General features: G+C 64.6%; 19 protein-coding genes. 6 read left to right on the top strand and 13 right to left on the bottom strand.

Going from position 1 to position 22,788, the window contains the following annotated elements; translation table 11 throughout:
- Positions 1–19 precede the first annotated feature (19 nt).
- From WI560_RS30965 to WI560_RS31005, 9 genes are all read right to left on the bottom strand, one after another.
- The gene (locus WI560_RS30965) at positions 20–1,216 is read right to left on the bottom strand and encodes a GIY-YIG nuclease family protein (RefSeq protein ID WP_375306199.1); all 1,197 of its coding nucleotides are present in this window, start codon (positions 1,214–1,216) and stop codon (positions 20–22) included.
- The gene (locus tag WI560_RS30970) at positions 1,209–3,392 is read right to left on the bottom strand and encodes a DEAD/DEAH box helicase (protein ID WP_375306200.1); all 2,184 of its coding nucleotides are present in this window, start codon (positions 3,390–3,392) and stop codon (positions 1,209–1,211) included. Before WI560_RS30970 ends, WI560_RS30965 begins: the two co-directional genes overlap by 8 nt.
- A complete protein-coding gene (locus tag WI560_RS30975; RefSeq protein WP_375306201.1) occupies positions 3,364–3,648 on the bottom strand; it encodes a BrnT family toxin in 285 nt (94 codons plus the stop codon). Before WI560_RS30975 ends, WI560_RS30970 begins: the two co-directional genes overlap by 29 nt.
- Positions 3,649–3,731: 83 nt before the next feature.
- On the bottom strand, positions 3,732–6,482 hold the full coding sequence (locus tag WI560_RS30980) for a class I SAM-dependent DNA methyltransferase (RefSeq protein ID WP_375306202.1): 2,751 nt from the start codon (positions 6,480–6,482) through the stop codon (positions 3,732–3,734).
- A 112-nt stretch (positions 6,483–6,594) separates the two neighbouring features.
- Positions 6,595–7,899 carry a Spy/CpxP family protein refolding chaperone gene (locus WI560_RS30985; RefSeq protein WP_375308955.1) on the bottom strand — a complete coding sequence of 435 codons (1,305 nt, stop codon included), beginning with the start codon at positions 7,897–7,899 and terminating at the stop codon, positions 6,595–6,597.
- A gap of 314 nt (positions 7,900–8,213) precedes the next feature.
- Complete coding sequence (locus WI560_RS30990) at positions 8,214–9,338, bottom strand: LysM peptidoglycan-binding domain-containing protein (RefSeq protein ID WP_375306203.1); 1,125 nt, start codon at positions 9,336–9,338, stop codon at positions 8,214–8,216.
- Positions 9,339–9,360: 22 nt separating this feature from the next.
- The gene (locus WI560_RS30995; protein WP_375306204.1) at positions 9,361–9,513 is read right to left on the bottom strand and encodes a hypothetical protein; all 153 of its coding nucleotides are present in this window, start codon (positions 9,511–9,513) and stop codon (positions 9,361–9,363) included.
- 60 nt (positions 9,514–9,573) lie between these two features.
- The gene (locus WI560_RS31000) at positions 9,574–10,551 is read right to left on the bottom strand and encodes a phosphatase PAP2 family protein (protein WP_375306205.1); all 978 of its coding nucleotides are present in this window, start codon (positions 10,549–10,551) and stop codon (positions 9,574–9,576) included.
- Positions 10,552–10,723: 172 nt separating this feature from the next.
- Positions 10,724–10,888 carry a hypothetical protein gene (locus WI560_RS31005; RefSeq protein WP_375308976.1) on the bottom strand — a complete coding sequence of 55 codons (165 nt, stop codon included), beginning with the start codon at positions 10,886–10,888 and terminating at the stop codon, positions 10,724–10,726.
- A gap of 486 nt (positions 10,889–11,374) precedes the next feature.
- On the opposite strand from WI560_RS31005, the gene WI560_RS31010 reads away from it, so the two are divergent.
- On the top strand, positions 11,375–12,517 hold the full coding sequence (locus WI560_RS31010) for a lactonase family protein (RefSeq protein ID WP_375306206.1): 1,143 nt from the start codon (positions 11,375–11,377) through the stop codon (positions 12,515–12,517).
- A gap of 125 nt (positions 12,518–12,642) precedes the next feature.
- The gene (locus WI560_RS31015; protein ID WP_257180939.1) at positions 12,643–12,774 is read left to right on the top strand and encodes a hypothetical protein; all 132 of its coding nucleotides are present in this window, start codon (positions 12,643–12,645) and stop codon (positions 12,772–12,774) included.
- 6 nt (positions 12,775–12,780) lie between these two features.
- Here the strand turns inward: WI560_RS31015 and WI560_RS31020 are convergent, their stop codons facing one another.
- Positions 12,781–13,392, bottom strand: coding sequence for a PAS domain-containing protein (locus WI560_RS31020; protein WP_375306207.1), 612 nt, complete (start codon positions 13,390–13,392; stop codon positions 12,781–12,783).
- 291 nt (positions 13,393–13,683) lie between these two features.
- Between WI560_RS31020 and WI560_RS31025 the strand changes: the two genes are divergently transcribed.
- Positions 13,684–14,574, top strand: a complete 891-nt coding sequence (locus tag WI560_RS31025) for an efflux RND transporter periplasmic adaptor subunit (protein WP_375306208.1) — start codon at positions 13,684–13,686, stop codon at positions 14,572–14,574.
- A gap of 175 nt (positions 14,575–14,749) precedes the next feature.
- Here WI560_RS31025 and WI560_RS31030 read toward each other — a convergent pair whose 3' ends face one another.
- Positions 14,750–15,598: a caspase family protein gene (locus WI560_RS31030; protein ID WP_257178814.1), complete on the bottom strand. Its 849-nt coding sequence runs from the start codon at positions 15,596–15,598 to the stop codon at positions 14,750–14,752.
- A 432-nt stretch (positions 15,599–16,030) separates the two neighbouring features.
- Between WI560_RS31030 and WI560_RS31035 the strand changes: the two genes are divergently transcribed.
- The 3 genes from WI560_RS31035 (at position 16,031) to WI560_RS31045 (ending at position 19,983) form a co-directional block, all read left to right on the top strand.
- On the top strand, positions 16,031–17,758 hold the full coding sequence (locus tag WI560_RS31035; RefSeq protein ID WP_375306209.1) for a hypothetical protein: 1,728 nt from the start codon (positions 16,031–16,033) through the stop codon (positions 17,756–17,758).
- A 214-nt stretch (positions 17,759–17,972) separates the two neighbouring features.
- Positions 17,973–18,695: a thermonuclease family protein gene (locus tag WI560_RS31040; protein ID WP_375306210.1), complete on the top strand. Its 723-nt coding sequence runs from the start codon at positions 17,973–17,975 to the stop codon at positions 18,693–18,695.
- 100 nt (positions 18,696–18,795) lie between these two features.
- Entirely contained in the window at positions 18,796–19,983 is a 1,188-nt protein-coding gene (locus WI560_RS31045) for a pyridoxal-phosphate-dependent aminotransferase family protein (protein WP_375306211.1), read from the top strand.
- A 240-nt stretch (positions 19,984–20,223) separates the two neighbouring features.
- On the opposite strand, the gene WI560_RS31050 is transcribed toward WI560_RS31045, so the two are convergent.
- Positions 20,224–21,327 carry a hypothetical protein gene (locus WI560_RS31050; protein ID WP_375306212.1) on the bottom strand — a complete coding sequence of 368 codons (1,104 nt, stop codon included), beginning with the start codon at positions 21,325–21,327 and terminating at the stop codon, positions 20,224–20,226.
- Positions 21,327–22,763 (bottom strand): MBOAT family O-acyltransferase, encoded by a 1,437-nt coding sequence (locus tag WI560_RS31055; RefSeq protein ID WP_375306213.1) that lies wholly within the window; start codon positions 22,761–22,763, stop codon positions 21,327–21,329. Before WI560_RS31055 ends, WI560_RS31050 begins: the two co-directional genes overlap by 1 nt.
- Positions 22,764–22,788 lie beyond the last annotated feature (25 nt).

Below are 22,788 nucleotides of genomic sequence, written 5' to 3' on the forward strand. Positions count from 1 at the left end.
TTGAAGTGCTCCCAAGCAATCAGCATTCCTTCACCCGCACCAAGGCGGCCTTTTGCGGATCGTAGGTATAATCGGTGATCGTGCCGTCCTTGATGCGATCGACCGCCTCGTCAATCACGAACAAGGGCACGAGGAACCATTCCCGGGGAACGACGGGATGCCCGAAGCGATCCTTGATTTCGAGATCGAGTTGCGCACGGCCGAAGACGCGATGGATGAGGTTTTCCAGCCTGGTACGGTTGACGTTGTAGAGATTGTACGTCGCAACGATATCGACGTCAGCCATCAGGTAAGTGGCGTCCAACTTGGCGTTCGCGATGCGCTTGTCGACGTCGCCACCCGTCACGCCGATCTTGTGCAGCACGTCACGATTGGCTGCAACGACGGGATGATCGGACTTGCTGCGCAAGACGTAGATCGTCCCGCTGGCGAGATCGCCATCCTCACTGGCGTCGGCGAACAGCGGCCCGGCAGAGGGATCGGTGATACGGCGGCCGGCCTCGTCGCGGTGGAGTGCGCGCTGGAGTGAACGGAGTAGCACGTCGCTCTCCGTTCCGTTGTCATAGATTACACGCAGCCGGCTGTCGCGGCGGTCATATTGCGAGATGAATTCCTCGCCGACCTCCGCGACATAGGCGATCTGTCCCCCGACGATGAAGAATTCGCCCTGCTTGATTTCGGCCATGGTCTGGAACGGGCGTGTCTGCCGGATGCCCGCGTCCAGTTCGCGCTTCACCTGAACGAACAGCGGCTTGAAGCGTTCGAAATCCTCGCATTTGGTGCGGTTGGCGATCTCTTCGGCGGCGCGCTTTTCCGCGGTGGAGCGGACGTGACGAAGCTCGGTGATGTCCGTCGGCGCTTCAGCGTCGACACCGAGTTGGGACAGGAGCTGATCGTCGTCGAGGTCGTCGGCGAAGCCCGGCGGCGTCATGCTGGCACGCTCCAGCAGCCCCTGGCGGTCGAGCGGCTCTAGCAAGGCGCGACATTCGTCCAGATCGCGCAGCCTGTCGAGGCGGACAGCGTAGAGCCGCTCGAAGATGTCGCGATCCTCGCCATGCTGTGGCGGGTGTCCGTGTTGATCAACGAAACGCTGGATGTCCTCGAAACCCGCGATGATGCGCTCTTCGCGCGGCGTCCGGCCTCCCTGCTTCCTGGTCTCGACCTCGACGCCCAGCTCTTCGAGCAGCGCGTCGTCCTCGTCGGTGAAGTCAGCCACGCGCGGCCTCCGCCTTCATGCGGGCGAGGAAGGCGACGCCTTCGGCCATGCGCTTTTCCCAAGCGTCGGCCGCCGTGATCGAAGGCAGCCGACCGCGCTCCTGCTTGAATTTGAGGGCACGCTTGGCGAGTTCGCGCGCATCCTCCACGGTCATGCTGACGCGCTTGGCTGAGATTGCGGCCTGAACCTGCTTCAGACTCTCTTCGCTCATCGTCTTGGCGAGAATGGCGTAGGCTTCCCCGAATGGATTGATGCTGTCGATCAAATCGATGTCCAGCTCGCGCACGTCCATCGCATACTTGCGGACGCCATCGACAAAGGCCGTGTTCGGGCTGGTTTCGCCCGGACCATCGGTCCCGCCGAGAGCGGCCTTTTTTGCCATTTGGGTGAGATTGAGCGCGGCAATGGCGTGCTGGCGCACGGCCTCCTGATCGCCATCATCCAGCTCCGGGTATTTGTCCTTGATAATCTTGCCGAGCCGAAGCTCGGTTAATTCAGCTGGCACCACTTCCGGGTCGAACAGGCCGCGCTCGATCGAGGTCTTGTCCTGGACGAAGGCGGCGATGACCTCATTCAAATCCTGCTGGCAAATGCGCTGCGCTTCCTCGCTCTTCGGCGTGACCAGGCCCTTGATCTCGATCTGGAACTGGCCGGTGCTTTCATTGAAGCCAACATTGCACTTGGTGGGATCGTAGCCGCCTTCGCCGTAATCGTATCCCTCCGCCGCACCAACAGCCGGGTTCTTTGGCTTGAACTCGAAGCGCGGGGCCAGCACCTGCTCCATGAGCAGGCTAGCTGCGATGGCCTTCAGCGTGTCGTTCACGGCCTCGTTGACGTTCTCGGGCGAGGCGTCGGGCTCGGCGATCAGGTTGGTGAAGCGAGCGCGGGCCTTACCCGGTGCGTCGCGGGTGGCGCGGCCGATGATCTGCACGATCTCGGTCAGGCTCGACCGATAGCCGACGGTCAGCGCGTGCTCGCACCAGACCCAGTCGAAGCCTTCCTTGGCCATGCCGAGCGCGATGATGAGGTCGACATGGTCGCGGTTGCCCTTTTGCTTGGGGTCTTTCAGTGCGGCGGAAACCCGGTCGCGCTTAGTGGAATCGTCATCGACGAGATCGGCGATCCTGAGCACGCGGCCTCCCGGAGCCTTCACGAGCTGGAAGCCGGTTGCGGGATCGGTGCCTTGCCATTCACCAAGCGATTCGATGATGTGCTCGACTTCCTTGATCTTGTCCTTGGTGCTCTCTTTCGAGTTGACATTGGGAATGTGGACAATCGTCTTCTCGTCCGGGTCGAGCACCTTGATGATGTCGTCGGCATAGGAGCCGGAATAGAAGTAATAGCCGATATCGAGTTCCTTGAGATGCTCGTAACCGTTGAGCTGTTCGTAATAGGTGTAGGTCACGGTATCGAACTTCGCCTCATCGGTCGGCGACAGCACTGCCTCGGCGTCGCCGCGGAAATAGGAGCCCGTCATCGCGACGATATGGACCTTGTCGCGGGCGATGAACTCGCCGAGATGCTGGCCGAGCTTGTTGTCGGGATTGGCGGAGACGTGGTGGAATTCGTCCACCGCGATCAGCCGGCCGTCGAAGGCCTCGACGCCGAACTTGTCCACGGCGAAGCGGAAGGTGGCGTGGGTGCAGACCAGCACCTTGTCGCCGCTTTCAAGGAAGGCGCCGACGGAATTGACTTTGCCGCCATTGTCGGCGCCGGGGGCATCGCAAAGATTCCATTTGGGCACGACGGTCCAGTCGGCCCAGAAGCCGTATTTCGTCAGCGGCTCGTCATGGAAGCTCGCGCCGATGGATTTCTCCGGCACGACGATGATCGCCTGCCGGATGCCCTGGTTGTGCAGCTTGTCGAGCGCGATGAACATCAACGCGCGGCTCTTGCCCGAGGCCGGTGGCGACTTGATCAGCAGGTACTGCTCGCCGCGACGCTCATAGGCGCGCTCCTGCATCAGCCGCATGCCGAGCGCATTGGCGCGGGTCGATTGCCCGGTTCGGGCATAGGTGACCGCAACGCTCGGGACGCCGGCCGGCACCCTCGGCTTTGCTGGCCGCAGCTTCGCAGAACGAAAGAACGCCTCGTCCGCCTCTGGGATATCGGAGGTGTCGATCGCCTCCTCCGGGAGGGCGGCCAGCTCAGCCAAGCGCTTTTTTGAGATAGACATCGAAATGCTTTCTTTCACTCGCCGTCGCCTTGCGGGCGCTGATGATGCGTATCCTGCCGTTGCGCTCGGTGTGGATCACGCAGACCACGATCATACTGCCGAGCAGACCAAAGCTCTTGTCGCGAGCCTCGCTTGTGCTGTGGTCCGGCCCCGTCAGCACCGGCCCGTCGAAGATCAGGGCGGCTTCCTCGAAGGACAGCCCATGCTTGCGCTGGTTCGCAATGTTCTTCTCGGGGTCCCATTCGAACCCTCCCATGGACGCCCCCGTTTGCAACGTTCATCATATGTTCCAGAAAGGCGTGCGTCCAGCCTTCTTTCTCGCGCTGATTGCAGGTGCGCTCAGGCGACATCCTTCGTCTTCTTGGCGACAGCCTTGGTGTACAGCTCGAACAGCTTCTCCAGCCGCTCGGTGTCGTTCCGGAAGCGCCGTCCGATATAGATGCGCTCCAGCGTTTCGTCGTTGCGCTCGTGGGCCTCGCGGAGATCGGTCGGCATCTTGTCGGGATCGTAGAGCTCGGCGATGGTCGCGGGGAATTGCGCCTCGCGCGCGAGCAGGATGTCCTCGGCACAACGCGTCAGGTCGGCCTTGTTCTTGTCGGTGAGCGTGGGGACGGGGAAGGTGTTCCAGCCGAGGGCATTTGAATATCGAAAGTCGGTCTTGAGTTTGCCGCAGACCGTCGCGATCCAGGCAAGATGCAACCTTGATGTGATCAACGATAAATTCCAGAGAGGGGCATCATAGATGCCAAATAGAAGGTCGCTTATAATGGCATTGCTATCCAAGAGATCGGCAGGCAGAAAGCTCCGACGCTCTGAAGACACGCGCGCCACGCCAATTGTCCATTTCTTGCCACTTCCTTGTATCTGCAAGAATCGATGCGATCCGCCCGCGAATTCTCGAGTTGATTTCGCGGGGCTCTTAAGCCGGACATCTCGGACTTTTTCTAACCGACGAGAAATGAACGGGATTTGGCAGGCCTCTCCTGCCTTGCTGTCCTCGATCCACAGACAACCTCGGATCTTACCGCTTATCATTTCTTCGGATCCGACGTAGCGACGTATAAATGGAAGAACATCCGGGATGTCGTGCGAGACGCGCCTCATCTCCTCTGCATCGAGAATGAGATTTCCACCGTCAGTTGGCATGTTTCCCCGGATCATTGTCCCGCGATCATCGGGCGAAGCAAACACCGGCCTTACAATGATATCGGGCCCCATTACCAAATATGGATTTATGTTGGGTCCGCGGCGAATTTGGATTTTTCCGGACTCGTCTGGTTCGTACAAGCGAGCCTCGCTAGACGGACGCCCCAACCCTACTACGACAACAATGACGCCCGCATTGTGGCTCGCGAGGTTCGACCATTTGAACGAGGTGTGGGCGAAGCGAATGGACTGACCTGATCCGTGTAAAATGGGCCAAAGAATAGAAACCAGCTCTCCTTGGCAAATTGAATTCGTCGCCACAAACGCGGTTGAACTGTTCGTTTGAGTGGAATACCACACGGCCTTCGCGAACCATCCCGAAACATAGTCGAGCGATTTCCACGAAGTGGTGTGTTTGGCGAAGATGTCACGTATATCGAGCTTTTGTTGCTCACTCTGGCGGGCGTGACCGGCATAAGGCGGGTTTCCGCATATGTAGGTCTCTCCTCCGGTATTCTCGAAGTCGATTTGCGGCTGACTGAAGGTAGATTGAAATAAATCGTCACCCTGATGTTTCACGCTCGTCCCGAGTGGTGGGCAAATGCTGAGCCAGTCCAATCGCAGCGCATTGCCGCAAGTGATCCAGTTCTCCGCATCCAGCGGCAAGAAATCCTGCAACGCCTCCTTCTGTCCGCGATACAAAACGTCACACTGATACTCCGCGATGATCAGCGCGAGACGAGCGATCTCGGCCGGAAAATCGCGTAGCTCGATGCCGCGAAAGTTGGTCAGCGGAATCTCTGTCCGCCGCTCGGGCTCGCCGCGACGCTGATTGATCTCAGCCTCGATCTTCCGCATCTCCTTGTAGGCGATGACGAGAAAATTGCCCGAACCGCAGGCGGGATCGAAGACGCGAATGCGCGCCATCCGGTTGCGCAGATTAAGCAGCTTGCGGGTGTTGTCGCCGGCTTCCGCGAGACGGTCACGCAGATCGTCGAGAAACAGCGGATTGAGCACTTTCAGGATGTTCGGCACGCTGGTGTAGTGCATGCCGAGCGCGCCCCGCTCCTCGTCTTCTGCGACGGCCTGGATCATCGAGCCGAAGATGTCGGGGTTGATCAGGCGCCAGTCGAGGCTGCCGATGTGCAGCAGATAGGAGCGCGCGATGCGGCTGAAGCGGGGCACGTCGAGACTGCCGGAGAACAGGCCGCCATTGACGTAAGGGAAGGCGTCGGCCCAGCGCGGCAGGTTGGCGGCGAGGCGGTCCTTGATCGCGGTGTTCATGGCGAGGAAGACGGCGCCGATTACCTCGTGGGTGTTGGTGGCATCGCTCATCTGCGTCACGGTCGCCGTGAACAGGTCGTTGCCGTTGAAGATATCGGTGCTCTCGGCGAAGAAGCAGAAGATCAGCCGCGCCATGAAATGGTTCATGTCGTGGCGGCGCTCGGAGGTGCCCCAGTCCGGGTTTGTCTTCAGCAGCTCGACGTAGAGCCGGTTCAGCCGGCCAGTGGCGCGGATATCGAAGGCGTTCTCGCGGATCTGCTTGACGGTGGTGATGCCTGCCAACGGCAGGAAGAAGCCAAAATGATTGGGGAAGTCGGGATAGGGGCAGGCGACGGTTTCGCCGCTGGCGAGATCCTCGGCCTCGAACATCACGCCGTCGGTCGCGAGCACGAACTTGGCCTTGGCCCGGGTAGTCGCCGGACTTGCTTTCAAAGCGGCGAGCGTGGCCGTGGCCTCGCCGGGCGGAGCGACTGCGATATGGATGTTGCCGGTCTGGAGCACGCCGCCGAGATCGGACTTGTTGGTCTCGCCCTTCCGCAGGCGCCTGAGCGTGGTCTCCTTGTTGCCGAAGGCCTGGAGGAAGGCGAAGGGGAACTCTGCGGCGTCAAAGGGTTGTTCGGCCAGCGCGGAGATGGCCTCTTCGATTTCAACGGCGTTCATAGAGCCCCGGGACCGACGGATATCGGCCTCAGAAGTGCCTCAGAAGACGGGCCGTGGCAACTCCTCTTAAGGGGCCGTTGGGCGCACAGGAGGGCTCTGCGAGCCTGCCCCTTCACGCCCCCCGCTTCGGCCCGATCGCCTCGAAGCCCGCTTTCTGCTCGTCGCTCAAGTCCGCCTCGAAATCGTCGAGCGCGTCGGCGACGCCGTTCACCGCTTGCAGCATCGTCTGCAGCCGCGCCCTGGCGGCGGTGAGGCGGGCTTGGGGCGTGGCGGCCGCCTCCGCGGGACAGGCGCTGAGCGTCTGCATGGTGCGCAGGGCGGTGTCCTGCAGCACCTCGAAGCGGGCGCGGGCGGTCTCGTCGAGGCGCAGCGTGGCGGCGATGTCGTTCGCGGGCCATTGCTGCTGCACCAGCTGCTCGTATTGACGCTGCAGCTTTTCATCGTAGCGGGGATCGCTGTCGGCATCGCAGGCGGCGGCCGCCTGCGCATCCTTGCTCGGATCCTTGTTCGCTTCTTTGCTCGAATCCCTGCGCTGCATCGAGGCCAGCGCGGCGCGGCGCTCGCCCCCGAGCGCATTGAGCCGGGCCTTCTGTTCGTCGTCGAGAAGATCCGTGAACTTCGCAAGCGGCGGCGCGACCGCGTCGATGGCCTTGATCATGGCGTCCAGGCGCTCGCGCATCAGGCCGAGGCGTTCGGCGGCCGCGGCCGGCGCCTGCGCCGGGCAGGCCGCGCGAATCATGTCGCGCGCACTGGTCCAGGCGGATGCGAGCTCGTCGAGCGCGGTGCGCTGCAATTCGTTGGGTGCCACGGCCGCGGCGATGCGGTCGACCGGCAGGCCGCCGGTATCGCTGGCGTCGCAGAGGGCCTCGGCGGTCGGCACGCGTCGGCCGCGCCGGCCTTGCGGGGCCGTGTAGGCCGCGAGCTCGGTCGCCGCATAGGGCGCGAAGATCGCGGCATAGATGTCGCCATAACCGTAGAGCGAGAGGCTGGTGACATCGCCGAGGATGATGGCGTTGGTGAGGTCGTCGTGCGCGAACGGCCAGAACACCGGGCCGGTCCAGCCATAGCTGCCGTCGGGATGGCGCCACCAGCCTTGCATGCGGCGGCCGCCCTGCCAGCCCGCAAGCGCGGCCTGCGCGGTAAGCGCCGCGCGGAGCATATAAGGGTTCGCAGGCTGGCCGCGCTCGGCGCCGCGCGGATCTTGCGCGCGCAAGGCCGCGGAGCGGTAGCGGCTGCCCCGCACCGCCATGCGGGAATGGCGCAGGCGCGACATGCCGAGCATGTGGCCGACGGCGAAACGCGCCACGCCGAGCGGACCGCCGCGGATTCCGAATTGCGCCTCGGCTCTCTCGGGCAGCAGCACGGCTGCAATCAGGAGGGTCGCGCCGGTCAGCGCCAGTCCCATGCGTCCCGACATGACCACGGACCTGACCAACTCGGCCTCCTCCCAGCTGCCACGCGCACACTGCGTCGCAGGGGACATGACGCGGCAGGGAACCAATTGTTCCGAGGCGAGACAGGGCAAAGCGTCGCGGGCGACCTATGGCCGGGCCCGCACAATGACGCTTTGGCAGCGGCCTGCGCGCGCGCCTCGTCCTTCGAGACGCTTGCTACGCAAGCTCCTCAGGATGAGGCTAAGCACCGTCGAATTTGCCGCTACACACTCAGTCCTCATCCTGAGGGCCCGCCAAGGGCGGGCGTCTCGAAGGATGGCCGCGGGAAAGCTCCCGCTCACTCCGGCTTTTGCGGCACCACAAAAGTCTGGCCGGGATAGATCAAATTGGGGTTGCTGATCTTGTCGCGGTTGGCCTTGAAGATGACGGCGTAGCGGGCGCCGTCGCCGTAGGCGAGCCGGCTGAGCGCCCACAGGCTGTCGCCGCGGGAGATCACGCGGCTGCCGCCGGCCTCCGCCGGAACCGTGTGAAGCACCTCGGCCGGCGAGGCCGATGCCACCGTCGTGGTGGCGGCGGGCACCCGCGCCATCGCCCGGGGTTTCGGCCGGGGCGCTGGCCGGTCGGGCGCTGAGGCCAGACGCGGCGAGGCCGACGGCAGGGCCGCCACGACGTCCGATTTGTCATCGGCCTTCTCGGCCTGCTTCGGCTCCGGCTTGGTCTCTTGCCTGGTCTCTTGCCGCGCGACCTGCGCCGGGCGCGCGGGCGGCGGTGCCGCCTCGGCGATGGTCACCGGCATGGTCTTGCCGGATTGCGTGACCGTGCCATCCGGCGCCTTGGCCCGCAGCGTCAATTCATAGGAGCCGGCGGGAAGCTGCGGCGGGGTCATCACGAACTGGCCCGAGGCGTCGGCGGTCACCGTATCGAGCGGCTTGCCGTCGCGCAGCAGCTCGACCTTGGCTCCGGGCGCGGCCCGGCCCGCGATCACCGCCGCCTCGCCATGATCGTCGACGCGGGCGACGTCGAAACGGGGCCCGGTATCGGCGGCCACCGCCGGCGGCTTGACCGGCGCGAGATCGGGCAGCGCCGCGACCTGCTTCTGGATTTCGGCCAGCGGGGCCGGCTTCGGCTCGGGCGCCGGCGCCGGGACCGCCGCCGGCGCAGGTTCGGGTGCGGGCGGCGCGACGGCAGCCAGCTTGGGCTGATCCGGCTTGGCCTGATCCAGTTTCGGCTGTTCCGGTTTCGGCTCGGGCTTGAGGTCGGCCTTGAGCTCGGCCTTGGCCTCGACTTTGGGTTCGACCTTGGTCTCCGGCTTGGATTCCGGCTTAACTTCCGGCTTGGCGGCGATTGCGGTCTTGGCCCCGTCCGGCAGCATACGGCGCAGCTCGGTCGGGCCGATCACCAGCACCGTGCCGACCAGTGCGAGCAGGCAGAAAGCAATGAAGGCCTTGGATGCGGTCATCATCGGAAAAACCTTGGATGGCAAATCAACCGAGGCCGGCAAGGTGCGCCGATTTGGCCGCGGCAGCAAGCCGGTCGAAGGGATGATCGCCCGGCTTTACCGTCACCGACGACGCCGACCCCGCCTTCACCTCGCCCGACGGCGCAACCAGGCGCGCGAACAGCGCGCCTTTGCCCACCCGACGCGCTTCCGCTTCACCAGCGACTCACTTTTCCGGATCAGGCTTTGGCGGACGCGATCATTCCGGAACGCGGGCGAAGACGGCGTCGGCTGCGACAGGTCCGGCAGGCTGCATTCGTTCATCCGCCAGGCGGGCGAGCGCGCGTTGCACGGCGAGCCAGCTCAACAGCGCGATCGCCAGGCCGGCGATGACGTCGCAGAAATAATGGCTTCCATCCACCGGCGTCGCCGCGATCATCGCAACGTTGAGCAGGGCGGCGATGCCGCCGACATATCTCACCGGCCACAGCGCCAGCAGGAACAGCAATCCGAGTGCGGCATGCAGGCTCGGGAAGCTGATGATGCCGTCGGCGCCCTCCGCGACCAGCTGACGGATGGTTCCGTCGCGCAAGCCAAAGAACACGGGAAGCGGCAGATCCCGCGTCACCGGCACGATCGCCGGAGAGTTGACCGACGACAGATCCAGATACCCCCAGACGCCCTGCGCCGGCATCAAGGTCGACAGGCCGATGGTCAGAAGGGTCGTCAGTACGAAGCTCAGCATGAAGACGCGCAATCGCAGGGCATGCCCCGCGGCGGCCAGGACGAGGACGATCGCGGTCGCTTGCACGGCAAAGCTCGCATAGGCGAGCGCCAGCGTCCGATGCAGAAGCGGCGCGGCGTTCATGGCATCGAGCCACGACATCCAGTCGAAGCCGAGGCGCCGGTCCAGCGCGGCGAACTCGCTGTCCCACAGCGGCAATGCCGCGCTCGCCGCGACATAGGACAGGGGCGCGGCGACGGCTGCGAACGCAATGAGCTGGGCTGCCGCGATCAACGCGCTGGCGAGAGCCGCGTCCTTGCGGACCGTCGCGTAGAACCAGCTCAGCGATATGAGCAGGCCGCCGACGAGGGCAGGTTTCCAGAACGAGATCCATTCGATCCGGAACGGCCCCAGCATCGCCGCGATCAGCACGACAGTGGCCGTAGCCCCGATCGCGAGCCAGGCGATGCGATCGGCGTGCTTCGACTGATCAGGGGCGATGGGGTGGCTCATGGGCGGCGATCGTCCGGGGCGGCAACAGGAACGACCGGCGGGATGAGGTATGACAATGCCCCCGCCAGATGGGCCAGCTTTATCGGACGAAGATTAAGAGAGTCGTTCTCCGGCCCCTTCAATTGCCTTCAGCCGGCCGTGCTCGACCGGAGCCGCCGTCCGAAAAATGGGGTCAAACCGCTGGAGATGCGGGATCTTGCTTGATGATAGCTCGCGGGCTCAGAGCTTCTGCCGCGGTGATTTCGACGAACTCGGCGTCGGGATGGCTGACGATGGTGGCGACCCAGATGCCGCTGATGATCAGCGACCAGGCAGTGTTCCAATAGATCCAAAACACGAGCCAGCCTCCATTTCGATCGCCGTCCGCGGCATCAGGGTCGCAACACGGCTATCGGCGCTATGTTGGGCACTATTTTGACTTGGTCGGCGGCGGAGCACGATCGGTTTGGCCGCTGTGGCGCTTTGCCACGACGTCCTCATCGCGCTCGCCCAGGTTCGGGCGCGGCGGCGACTTGGGGAGGCCGGCCTGGCCTCCATGCTTGCCGCCCATGTCGGGCTTACCTTCAAGATCGTTTTCACGGGGCATGCGGGTTCAATGCGCTGGCGCGGCTTTGGTTCGCATGGTGCCCGCCAATTTGGCTGCGCGCGATCGCTTGGGATGGCCGCACTTTGCGGTGCACGACGGAATGCCGGGGACGTCCACGCGGCCACCGATACGATTTCGGCATCGATCAATTCCCATTCGAATTTGGTGCGGCGGTGCGCCGCTCGCTATCCTCATGGGCAAAAGCACAAGGCCGCGACGCAGCCACAGGAGGAGCCCATGTCGAGACCGCCCCGAGGCAGCGCAGCCACGGCGTTCCGCGCCGCGATTGCCGTCACCCTGTTCGCGTCCCTCACCCTGTTTTCTGGAGCCCGCCCCGGCATGGCCGAAACCTTCATTTATGTCGGCAACGCCGACAGCAACGACATCAGCGTGTTCAAGCTGGCGGAGAGCGGCGAGATGATTGCGGTGCAGACGGCCGCCTTCCAGGGCGTCGACAAGCCCGGCTCCTCGACGCCGCTTGCGATCACGCCCGATCGCCGCGTGCTGCTGGCCGGCGTCCGCTCGCAGCCATACGTCGCCGTGAGCTTCGCGATCGATCCCGAAACGGGCCAGCTCAACCCTGTCGGCAGCGGGCCGCTCGCCGACAGCATGGCCAATATCGCCATCGACCGCAGCGGCAAGTTCCTGTTCAGCGCCTCCTATGGCGGCAACAAGGTCGCGCTGAATCCATTGCACGCAAGCGGCGTCGCCGGCGAGCCGAAACAGGTGATCGCGACCGGGCTGAACGCGCACGCCTTCCTGCCCTCGCCCGACAACCGCTTCGCGTTCGCGACCAATCTGGGCTCCGACCAGGTGCTGGCCTTCGCGTTCGATGCCGCGACCGGCACGCTGACGCCGGGCAATCCGCCGGCCTACAAGATGCCGGACAAATCGGGGCCGCGGCACTTCGTATTTCACCCCAACGGCAAGTTCGTCTATCTCGTCCACGAGCTCAACGGCGACGTCGCCGCGTTCGCCTATGAGGCGAGGAGCGGCGCCTGGAACGAGATCCAGCGCACCACCGCGCTGCCGGAGGGTTTTTCCGGCAAAGAGCCTGACAAGAGACCCTGGGCCGCCGACATCCACATCACACCCGACGGCCGCTTCCTCTACGCCTCCGAGCGCACCACCAGCACGCTCATCGCCTACAAGGTCGACGCAAGCAGCGGCACGCTGACGACGATCGGCAGCGTGCCGACCGAGAAGCAGCCGCGCGGCTTCCAGATCGATCCCTCCGGCCGTTATCTCGCCGCGGTCGGCGAGCTCTCCGACAGCATGACGGTCTATGCGATCGACCAGAGCAGCGGCGCGCTGGCCAAGCTGAAATCCTATTCCACCGGCAAGAAGCCGAACTGGGTGGAGTTCGTGACCCTGCCGTGAGCAGGGCGCCCCACGGCCTACGTAAACATCCGTAACGTAAACATCCGCAATTTCGGAGAGCGCGCCTTGCCGTCATATCATTGGCCATGGACCGTCACATTGTCTTCAAATGCCCGCAGACGGGCATGAATGTGCAGCATCGGCTCAGCAACGAGCCGACCGACCGCACGCATGAGTCGGTGTCCTGTCCGGCCTGCACGCGGCTGCATTTGATCGACCGGGCCAGCGGCAAGCCGCTGGGCGAGCGCCGCGGCTGAAGGCGGTTACCGCCCTCTCGTGACTTCCGCCGTGACGTCCTCGACGTGGTGCAGCAGGTAGAGCAGACAGCCCGCCGGGTCGTGGATTGGCGAGTTGATCGGCTGCCAATGGCGCTCGACGAAGACGCCGCCGGGATTCCGGATGTCGTAGCGCTGGATCGCCATGGCGTGCGCCTGCCCCGTCTCGGCCACGATCCTCAAGCTGCCGTAGAGATTGCTAACGCCATCGGCGAGCGGATCGTCGGGATTGTCAGGAAATATCTCGAACAGCGACCGGCCGGCGATCTCGACGCGGTCGGTCAAGGTCGCCGCGGCATAGGCATCGTTGATGTCGACGATCAGCAGGCCCGGCCCCGGGTCCAGCAGCATGTAAGGATGCGGCGAGGCGTCGAATTCGGGCTGGAATTGCCGCCGCATCGTATCGGCGTCACCGTGCTGCCGACGCCGCTGTTCAAGCGGCGTCGTATCGGCGCCTGATGCCGCCGAGCTCAGCAACGCCAATTGGCGCTTGGCCGATGCCAGCAGTCCCCGCACGGTGCTCTGGACCGTCGGATCGGTCGCTTCATGGAGCAGCCGCTCGAAATGAGCGATATTCTGCTCGCAAACGAACCGTTGCATCCCACCTCAACCATGAGCTGTGCGGCGGCGATACCGCGTCATCCTGATCCTACTCCCATACAGGCGACTCTCACATGTGAGAAGACCGTGATAGTCGCACTTTCAAGGTAGGGCCGATCGCGGCGCCCGCCCGGCAAAAAGGCGAACCTGTTCTCCAATCCCGCGACTAATCAAGGACTTGCTGCGACAACCCGCGGCGGCATGACCGGCCTTTGTGGGGGTCATGGCTGCCGTAGTCCGCGACCCTGCCATCTGCTATCGATTGGAGCCATAGAACCCGTGGAATTTCCGATGCGTCATTTGCCCCGTGCCGTTGTTCGAAGCCTGTGTCCCGCAGCCGTCGCCGGCGTGCTTGCCCTCGGTTCATGTCCGGCCAAAGCCGCCGATGACGAGGCGCCCAAGGGACCGGCGGTCACGGTGCTGAAAGTCGCAAAATCCTGCTTCTCCGACATCGTCGAGGCCACCGGCACGATCATCGCGCGGGAGGAAACCTCGGTGCGGCCCGAGCGTCCGGGCCTGAAGGTCACGGACGTGCTGGCGGAAGCCGGCGACACCACCACCGCCGGCCAGGTGCTGGCGCGGCTGGCACTGCCCGAGGGCGGCACGCTGCAGGTCACCGCTCCCGTGGCTGGCGTGATCGCGACATCGACCGCCCAGATCGGCAATTTCGCCTCGGCCAAGGGCGAGGCGCTGTTCACGATCGTGGCGCGCAGCGAATACGATCTCGTCGGCCTCGTGGCGACCTCCGACGTGCGCAAGCTCGCCGTCAATCAGCCGGCGACGGTGCGGATCGCAGGCAGCGGCGACATCGACGGCAAGGTGCGCCGCATCGGCGCGACCATCGAGCCCAACATCCAGCAGGGCATGGTCTATATCGGCATCTCATCGCAGAAGCGGCTGCTGCTGAAGGCGAGCGGGCGTGCGCTGATCAAGACCGGGCAGAGCTGCAACGTCGCGGTGCCGCTGACATCAGTGCAATATTCCTCCGCCGGCACCGTGGTGCAGGTGATCCGCCGCAACCGCGTCGAGACCAAGCGTGTTGAGGTCGGCTTGATGTCGGGCGGCAATATCGAGATCCGCGACGGCCTCAACGAAGGCGATGTCGTCGTCGCCCGCGCCGGCGCGCTGCTGCGTGAGGGCGATCCGGTCCGCCCGGTGATGGCCGCCGAAGCGGCGAAGTAGGGCGATGCTTCACCCTCCCCTGGAGGGGGAGGGTCGGCTCACATGAGCGCAGCGAAATGTGAGACGGGGTGGGGTGATCTCTCGGCACCGGGCACTGTTCGTGGGGAGAGATCACCCCACCCCGCTCGCGCTTACGCGCGATCGACCCTCCCCCTCCAGGGGAGGGTAAGAAAAACTAGCCGCCGGCTTCGCCGAAACGGACGTCTTCGAGCAGCGAGGAGGAGACGGTCGGGACCTGGTCGCCTTCGCTGGCGCGCGAGATGGCGAGGCGGGTCTTGTTGAAGACGCTTTCGGCGCTGCCCTTGGCATTGAGGTTGCTCAGGAACTCGCTGACCAGCACGCTGTGCTCGCCCTTGCCGTCGTCGACGACCTTGCCGGGCGAGGCCGAGGAGAGGATCAGCGCATTGTCGGACGCGCTGATCGGCGCGAGACCGTGGCTGTAGGAGCGGAAGCGGCGCTCGTAGGGGTTACGGCGGGAGGCGTCGACGACGACGAGCTTGGCCTTGGCGCCCTGCTCCTTCATCATCTCGAGCACGCCGTCGATCGAGACGCCCTGGCGGCGGACGTCGCTTTCCTTCCAGATCGCGGCGTCGACCGGCAGCATGTAGCTCTCGCGGCCGGCCTGCACGCCGTAGCCGCCGAAGAACAGCATGACGACGCTGTCGCGCTTGATCCGGGACTTGAGGCGGTTCACGGCGCGGACCATGTCGTCCCGGGTCGCGTCTTCCACCATGTCGACGTCGAAGCCGTCCTTGCGCAGGGACGAGGACAGCGCGCGGGCGTCGTTGATCGACTGCGTCAGCGGCGCGCTGGCGTCGGGATAATGTCCATTGCCGATGACCAGAGCGAGGCGCGAGGACTGGCCGATCGAGCCGGTGATCTGGTCGGTCGAGACGGCCTTGGCGGCATCGATCGCACGCATGTTGAGAGCAGCATGGGCGCCGATCACCAGCGAGACCGTGCCGATCAGGGCCGCGGCCACCGCGATGGTGCGTCGGGAAAGGTCGAGCTGCTTTACATTCATCTCGGTTCGTTTCCTGTGCCAAAGACCAGCCAAGCGCGCGCACACTGTTTGAGTAGCGCGATAGCGTCTTTAGGTTTGAGGGATTGGCCGGGGATGTGCCCCCGAATTGCGCGCAATTTGCGGCGCCGCACCAAACAAACCTTTAACCGGATATAGGGGGCCCGGCAACAGATTGCTCAATATTTCAGCTAAGATACTGAAGATACTTGATAATTCCGCTGCCTCAATGTCTGCATTTTCTGTTCTCCCCGTACCCTTCCAAGTCCGATCATGCAGCCTTCGTGCCGGCTTCTTCCGTGACTCTCATCACATTTGTTTTTCCTGCGAATCCGGGTAGCCTTTTCAACGACTTGCAGGGGGTGGCGCGCGGCTGGGAGCGCGCTGGCCGACCCCTGGCCAAACCCCGCCAAAGTCCCCGCGACCGAGTACTTCATGAGCTTTCATTATTTTGCCGGCGCCGCCTGCCGGGCGCTGCTGGCGCCGAAGGATGGCCCCTCGCTTTACGACGTCTGCGATCCCGTCCTCTCGGGCCAGGCCGGCGGCGATCCGCATCTCGCCAAATTCTACAAGACCGCGCTCGGCAATCCCGCACTGCGGGTGCTGCTGCGGCGGGCCGGGCTGCCCGAGCTGCGCAACGAAGCCAGGCTGACGGCGCTGCGCGAGGCGCTGGCGCGCGCCCGCGACGAGGCTGAGCCGGACTGGGCGGCGGTCGGCCAGCCGGTCGCCGATCTCGTCGACAGCATCGCGCTCGACCATCCCAAGCCGCCGCCGGCAATGCTCACCGGCGCCGCGCCGCCGCAAGCGCAGATCGACGCCGTGATCCGCGACTGCGCGCAGCATCTGCTCGGCTCCTACCGCAAGAACGGCTTCCTGCCGACCTATGCCGCCTTCAACCTGATCGGCGACCCCGATTTCCGCGGCCGCGAGCTGATCATGGCGCTCACGGGTCTCAATGCCCGCGGCTACAAGAATTCCTCGCTGCTGTTCAACCTCGCCCGCGTCTTCATCGCGCGCTCGAAGGCCGCGGCCGTCGTCAATCCGCCCTGGCGGGGAATCGCCGAGCCAATGTGGGAGCCGGTGCAGATTCGGCACCGCTCGGCCTATTACGATGCGTTCTTTATCGAGGCGCTGCTGAGCTACGGCGAGAGCGGCCTCGCCTCGCAGGCCGACAAGATCGCGGCGGAACGCGCCATCGCCGACATGGTGAATTTCTGCGTCAACATCAGCCGCGAGGAGGTCGAGGGCATCGACGGCGCGCGCTTCAACGTCGTCACCGCGCTGGCGCCGGCGCCGCATCCGCGCTTCTCGCGCTACTTCGCGCAGATCAAGCAGGATCTCGGTTTCGGCGTCTACGTGCCGGATTGCGACACCACGGCGTGCTCGATCTCGGCAGCGACGCAGGCCGGCTGCCTTGATCCGATCATCGACCAGCCGCTGCTCGACTTCTATTCCGGCTACCAGGTGCGCGCCGGAATCAACGCAGCGCGCGTGACCGTGCCGCTCAACGACAACATCGATTACGAGGGCGGGGTCGCGACCTGGATCGACAACCTCGCGGGCGAGCGGCCCTACGGCAACGATCTCGATCCGACGCTCAATCTCGACATTCTCGAGGTGAGCTTTCGCAACCTGGTGCGCTGGAAAGTCCTGGAGACGCCATCGCGGCTCGCCACGGTGCATCGCATCATCGGCTTCCAGAAGCGGCTGGCGGCGAGTGGCGCCTTTGCCAATCCGCGTTCCCACATCTATTACCTGCCGGAACTCTACAGCGCCTATTTCGGCCGCTGCTATGCGGCCTTCCTGGCGCTGCCGCCGGCGGCGCAGGCCGCGATCGATCCCGCCGGCGATTTCGACTTCATCCGCCATCGCGTGCTGTCCTACGTCAAGAGCGAGCTGATGGCCGCGGAGATGAACGCGTTCGACGCCGCGCTGGCGCTGATCGCGCTCGGCCATCTCGGCGCCGCCCCGCGCGACTTCGCGCCGGCGCTGAACGTGATCGTCGGTGCCGTCGGCGAAGGCGGCCGCCGCGGCCCGTTCCGCGCCTATGAGTGGAACAAGATGAAGACGCCGACGCGGATCCTGGTGGGCGGCCCGGAGGTGACGTCGGCCTTCGTGCTGATGGGGCTGGCATTGGCGAAGCGGGCGATGGCGCGGGGGTGAGCTCGTGCGCCGAGCACGGGTCTCGTAGGGTGGGCAAAGGCGCGGAGCGCCGTGCCCAGGTAAGACATCGTGGGCACGCTTCGCTTTGCCCGCCCACGAGACCTGCCGCAATGACGGGAAGTTGAAAGCTCATCGTCAGGCATAAGCTGGCCGGCAGGCCAAAAGCCGACCACAATTGCGCGTTCTATCGAGATCTCATCACACGCGGACCGGCATGTTGCGAAAGATCCTGATTGCGCTTGCTTTCCTCGCCCCCTCGCTCGCGCACGCCGCCGACATCACCGGCGCGGCGAAGGTTCGCGCCGGCGACGCCGTGGTGATCGGCAACACGCGGATCCGGCTCGGCGGCATCGACGCGCCTGCGATCGACCAGCTCTGCCTCAACACCAAGACCGAGCGCTGGACCTGCGGGATCGCGGCGCGCGACGAGCTCGCAAAGCATGCCGACGGCAAGACCTGGACCTGCCACACGAGGTCGATCGACCGGCGCGGCCGCACCGTGGCGCGTTGCGAGGTTGGCGGCGAGGACATCCAGAAATGGCTGGTGCGCAGCGGCTGGGCGCTGGCCTACACCCGCATGTCCCATGATTACGAAGCGGACGAAAAGGCCGCGCGCGAGGCCAAGGCCGGGATGTGGCAGGGCGCCTTCATCGCGCCCTGGGACTGGCGCGTCCGCAACAAGAAGACCGTCATCCTGGGCGCCACCAAGGCCCCCGACGGGGCGCATGCGGTGCTGCTCGCCTCGGCCTCCGGCCCGGTCGCACCCTCCCCGGATTGCACCATCAAAGGCAACGTCAACAGCGCCGGCGAGTGCATCTTCCACCAGCCGACCAGCCGCTGGTACACCCAGATCAAGATGAAGATCAGCAAGGGCACCCGCTGGTTCTGCTCGGTCGAGGAGGCCGAAGCCGCCGGCTGCCGCGAGACCAAGCGATAACCAGACCTGCGTTTTACGTGCTTTTCTCGAACCCGGGCCGCGCGTAGAACGTAATTCAGCAACCCACCATCCTGTTCTCTGGCAACAAGGACTGACAGCAATGACCGTTCGCGCGGGCCGGGAGTTTCTGGCCATCCCCGGGCCCACCACGATGCCCGACGAGGTGCTGCGGGCGATGCACCGTCCGGCGATCGACATCTATTCCAAGGAGATGCTCGACCTGACCGAGAGCCTGCTCGGCGACATCTCGAAGCTGTTTGCGACCAAGGGCAAGTCCTACATCTACATCGCCAACGGTCACGGCGCCTGGGAAGCGGCGCTCAGCAACGTGCTGTCGCGCGGCGACAAGGTGCTGGTGCTGGAGAGCGGCCGTTTCGCGATCGGCTGGGGCAATGCGGCGGCGCTGATGGGCGCCGCGGTCGAGGTGCTCAAGGGCGACTGGCGCCGCGCGGTGCGGCCGCACGAGGTCGAGGAGCGCCTGCGCCGCGACAAGGAGCACAGCATCAAGGCCGTCGTCGTGGTCCAGGTCGACACGGCATCGGGCGTGCAGAACGACATCGAGGCGATCGGCAAGGCGATCAAGGCAAGCGGCCATCCCGCACTGTACATGGTCGACACCGTGGCCTCGCTCGGCTGCATGCCGTTCGAGATGGACAAATGGGGCATCGACGTTGCGATGTCCGGCTCGCAGAAGGGCCTGATGACGCCGCCCGGCCTCGGCTTCGTCGCCGCCAATGCGCGCGCGCTCGAGGTGCACAAGAAGGCCAACATGTCGACGCCCTATTGGAGCTGGAGCGAGCGCGAGGGCACCGAGAATTATCGCAAATATGCCGGCACCGCACCGGTGCATCTGTTGTTCGCCTTGCGCCGTGCGATCGACCTGCTGCACGAGGAAGGCCTCGAGAACGCCTTCCGCCGCCACAGCTTGCTCGGCGAAGCCGCGCGCCGCGCCGTTGCCGTCTGGGCGGAAGGCCAGGTGCTCGGCTTCAACGTCGCCGAAGCCAGCGAGCGCTCCAACACCGTGACCACGGTGACCATGAGCAACGGCCACGACCCCGCGGTGCTGCAACGCTATTGCAAGGACAAATGCGGCGTGGTGCTCGGCACCGGCATCGGCGATCTCTCCGGCCAGGCCTTCCGCATCGCCCATATGGGCCACGTCAACGCGCCGATGCTGCTCGGCACGCTCGGCGTGATCGAGGTCGGCCTCAACGCGCTGAAGATCCCGCACGGCAAGGGCGGGATGGAGGCTGCGGTGTCGTATCTCGGCGACGAGGTGGCGGCGTAGGGCAGCACGCCAGCCACAAACACGCTGTCGTCCCGGACAAGCGAAACGCTGGCAACGCGCAGCGTTGTCAGCGTGGAGCGCAGATCCGGGACCCATACCGCGTGATCTCGCGATCGGTCACGGCGAGAGTACAGACGACTCTTAACTGCGTATCTTCGCCAAACTCCTCCCTTTGGTTATGGGTCCCGGATCTGCGCGCGCTTGAGGCGCGCTTGTCCGGGACGACGGCGGAGTGTTTGGCTAGGGCGTCGGCACACGATACGTCTCGACCTGCGCCTTCAGCTGCTCCAGTGACGCGGTCGGCTGCTTCAGATCGACGCGATAGGCGCCGCTCGCCAGCCATCTCAGCACCATGGCGTCCACGACCGGCGAATGGTGGATGACGTCGCCGTAATGGTCGAGGTCATGCGTCACCTCCTTGATCGCGCGGAAATCGTGCAGACGCACATTGGGGAGCTGCGTCAGGCGCCGCGCGATGACGGCGGTGAGATCGGCGACGGTCTTCAGCGTCGCGGGCGAAGCCTCGCGCATCGCGACGAATTGCAGGATCGAATAGGGCGGGAAGTAGACGTCGAAGGTGACGTCAGGGTGACGCGCGATCAGGCCGACGGCATCCTGCTCGAAATGCCGGACCATGACCTCGTAATTGTAGCCTTCGCCGAGGAAACGGCTGCGCGTGGGATTAGTGATATAGGTGAAGGCCGCGAGTGTCTTCTTCGCATTGTAGTCGCGCGCGACGTCGAAATCCCGCGGCAGCGCGTAGATGTCGTCCACGTCAGGCAGCGCGAATTTGACGGGCAGGAACGGCGCCGCCCGGGTCAGCGGCGGCCGCAATGGCGGAACCGAGCGCAGCAGCGCGAACAGGGATTCCTTCGCCATCGCGGCGCTGAACAGATAGGACGCAATCCCTTTCGCCGTCCCGCGGTAGAGATCGACGGAGAGATAAGGATCGGATTCGATGTCGGCGGCATCGATGAAGATGAAATCGTCCATCGCCCAGATCACGCGCCTGGCGCCGCGCCCGATCGCCTGCTCCAGCACGAAACCCTGCTGGCGCGAGTTGGAGCCGGTCATCGCCAGCTTGAGCGAATGCACGCCGAGCGCGCGGTCGATGTCGCTCTGGCGGAAATGGATCGCGAGCGAGGTGCCCATGAAGGCCGTGTCGAACGACTGGCTACGGATCAGCCCGGCATTCTGCACGCGGGTGTCGTCGGAATAGAAGGCGAGACGCGAAGGGCGGAACAGCTGCAGGGGATCGACGGCATAGGTGAGCAGCGCGGCGCCCAGCACGCACACGAAGCTCGCGAGCAGCAGACGCACCAGATGTGTGAAAGCCCCGCGCATCAGAACCGGAAATAGATGAATTCGCTGTGGCTCTGGATGCCCAGGATTCCAAACGCGAGCACCAGCGACGCCGCGTAGAGGACCAGCGGCCGCATCCGCCCTGCCCGCAAGGCTTCGCCGACCCTGCGGCCCGCGTGATCGTATCCCATCAGCGTTTGCGTGTTCGGTGCCAGCCACACCAGCGCGGCGTAGATGACGACCATCACCAGCGCCGCGATCTCCTCGCGGCCGAAGACGATATTCGAGGGATCGGCCATGGCCTGGAGCACGCGCAGCGCCCATTCCACACCCGCGGCACGGAAGAACACCCAGGCGACCACGACAGCGAGGAACGTCAGCGCAGCGCCTGCGATGCGAGCTGGGCGTGCAAGCAGCGGCGGAACGTTCGGCACCAACGCATTGAAGGCGTGATTGATGCAGAGATAGGCCCCATGCAGCGCGCCCCAAATGACAAAAGTCCAGGCCGCGCCGTGCCAGAGCCCGCCGAGCAGCATCGTGATCATCAGGTTGACGTAGCGCAGCACGCGTCCCCTGCGGTTGCCGCCGAGCGGGATGTAGAGATAGTCGCGCAAAAATTGCGACAGCGTCATGTGCCAGCGGCGCCAGAACTCGACGATGCTGGTCGCCTTGTAAGGCGAGTTGAAGTTCACGGGCAGGAAGATGCCGAACATCAGCGAGATCCCGATCGCCATGTCGGAATAGCCGGAGAAGTCGAAATAGAGCTGGAACGTGTAGGCGAGCGCACCCAGCCAGGCCTGGTCGAAGCTCGGCGAGCGCGCCTCGAAGGCGAGCGCGACCAGCGGCTGGATGCCGTCGGCAAGACAGGTCTTCTTGAACAGGCCGATGGCGAAGATGATGATTCCGCATAACATGAGGTGCCCGTCCGGGCGCTTGGTCTCCTCCCGTTCGAATTGCGGAATCATATCCTTGTGGTGGAGGATGGGCCCGGCGATCAGATGCGGGAAATAGGTCACGAACAGCGTGTAATGCGGCAGGGCGTAGGCCGCGACCTGGCCGCGATAAGCATCGACCAGGAACGCGATCTGCGTGAACGTGTAGAAGGAGATGCCGACCGGCAGCAGGATGTGGACCGCGACATGCGTGCCGAACAGCGCGTTGACGTTCTCGGTGACGAAACCGGCATATTTGAAGATGCCGAGCACGATGAGATCGCCGGCGACGCCAAGCGCGAGCACCGCCTTTCGTCGCGACGGGTCGAGCTCCGACACGATCAGCAGATGGCCGACGCCGTAGTTGAAGCCGATCGACAGCAGCAGCAGCGCCACGAACTGCCAGCTGCCGATGGCGTAGAAGGCGAGCGAGGCCAGTGCCAGCCAGATCACCGGCATGAGATTGCTGCGCCGCCCGAGCCAGAAATAGCCCGCCAGCACGAGGGGCAGGAACAGCAGGATGAACGGGTAGGAATTGAACAGCATCAGGCTGGACCGGCAGCGGGGATAG

This window comes from Bradyrhizobium sp. A11 (assembly GCF_042077125.1).
GTDB lineage: Bacteria > Pseudomonadota > Alphaproteobacteria > Rhizobiales > Xanthobacteraceae > Bradyrhizobium > Bradyrhizobium japonicum_B.

What these genes read in the sequence shown, in the direction of transcription:
- WI560_RS31015 (WP_257180939.1), top strand. Translation starts at nt 12,643, where the DNA reads ATGAATGTGCAGCATCGGCTCAGCAACGAGCCGACCGACCGCACGCAT.
- WI560_RS31035 (WP_375306209.1), top strand. Translation starts at nt 16,031, where the DNA reads ATGAGCTTTCATTATTTTGCCGGCGCCGCCTGCCGGGCGCTGCTGGCG.
- WI560_RS31010 (WP_375306206.1), top strand. Translation starts at nt 11,375, where the DNA reads ATGTCGAGACCGCCCCGAGGCAGCGCAGCCACGGCGTTCCGCGCCGCG.
- WI560_RS31020 (WP_375306207.1), bottom strand. Translation starts at nt 13,392, where the DNA reads ATGCAACGGTTCGTTTGCGAGCAGAATATCGCTCATTTCGAGCGGCTG.
- WI560_RS30970 (WP_375306200.1), bottom strand. Translation starts at nt 3,392, where the DNA reads ATGTCTATCTCAAAAAAGCGCTTGGCTGAGCTGGCCGCCCTCCCGGAG.
- WI560_RS31040 (WP_375306210.1), top strand. Translation starts at nt 17,973, where the DNA reads ATGTTGCGAAAGATCCTGATTGCGCTTGCTTTCCTCGCCCCCTCGCTC.
- WI560_RS30980 (WP_375306202.1), bottom strand. Translation starts at nt 6,482, where the DNA reads ATGAACGCCGTTGAAATCGAAGAGGCCATCTCCGCGCTGGCCGAACAA.
- WI560_RS31030 (WP_257178814.1), bottom strand. Translation starts at nt 15,598, where the DNA reads ATGAATGTAAAGCAGCTCGACCTTTCCCGACGCACCATCGCGGTGGCC.
- WI560_RS30985 (WP_375308955.1), bottom strand. Translation starts at nt 7,899, where the DNA reads ATGTCGGGACGCATGGGACTGGCGCTGACCGGCGCGACCCTCCTGATT.
- WI560_RS30975 (WP_375306201.1), bottom strand. Translation starts at nt 3,648, where the DNA reads ATGGGAGGGTTCGAATGGGACCCCGAGAAGAACATTGCGAACCAGCGC.
- WI560_RS31050 (WP_375306212.1), bottom strand. Translation starts at nt 21,327, where the DNA reads ATGCGCGGGGCTTTCACACATCTGGTGCGTCTGCTGCTCGCGAGCTTC.
- WI560_RS31025 (WP_375306208.1), top strand. Translation starts at nt 13,684, where the DNA reads ATGCGTCATTTGCCCCGTGCCGTTGTTCGAAGCCTGTGTCCCGCAGCC.
- WI560_RS31000 (WP_375306205.1), bottom strand. Translation starts at nt 10,551, where the DNA reads ATGAGCCACCCCATCGCCCCTGATCAGTCGAAGCACGCCGATCGCATC.
- WI560_RS30990 (WP_375306203.1), bottom strand. Translation starts at nt 9,338, where the DNA reads ATGATGACCGCATCCAAGGCCTTCATTGCTTTCTGCCTGCTCGCACTG.
- WI560_RS31045 (WP_375306211.1), top strand. Translation starts at nt 18,796, where the DNA reads ATGACCGTTCGCGCGGGCCGGGAGTTTCTGGCCATCCCCGGGCCCACC.
- WI560_RS31055 (WP_375306213.1), bottom strand. Translation starts at nt 22,763, where the DNA reads ATGCTGTTCAATTCCTACCCGTTCATCCTGCTGTTCCTGCCCCTCGTG.